This is a genomic window from Candidatus Clostridium helianthi (assembly GCF_045310795.1).
Classification (GTDB): Bacteria; Bacillota; Clostridia; order Clostridiales; family Clostridiaceae; genus Clostridium; species Clostridium helianthi.
Window position 1 is genome coordinate 1 of sequence record NZ_JBJIAB010000150.1, and the last position, 312, is coordinate 312.

Annotated in this window: 1 rRNA gene; it reads right to left on the bottom strand. The window is 39.7% G+C overall.

From position 1 onward, the window contains the following. Positions 1-170: ribosomal RNA gene (locus ACJDTP_RS27580) — 16S ribosomal RNA — on the bottom strand; the annotation flags it as partial. Positions 171-312 lie beyond the last annotated feature (142 nt).

Here is a 312-nt window from a genome sequence, read left to right on the forward strand (position 1 = left end):
GTATTAATCTTCCTTTCGAAAGGCTATTCCCCTCTATGAGGCAGGTTACCCACGTGTTACTCACCCGTCCGCCGCTAGAGTCCCTCCCGAAGGAGTTCATCTCGCTCGACTTGCATGTGTTAAGCACGCCGCCAGCGTTCGTCCTGAGCCAGGATCAAACTCTCAATATAAAGTGAAACTTAATTTAGATGAAGTTTACCTTCAGCTAAATGTTAGTTGAACTTATCCATATTGGAAAAAGTTTAATCTTAGCTTACTCAAATAAAAATTGCTGGTTTACTTAAATGTATTTATCTTATTCTGTTCAATTTT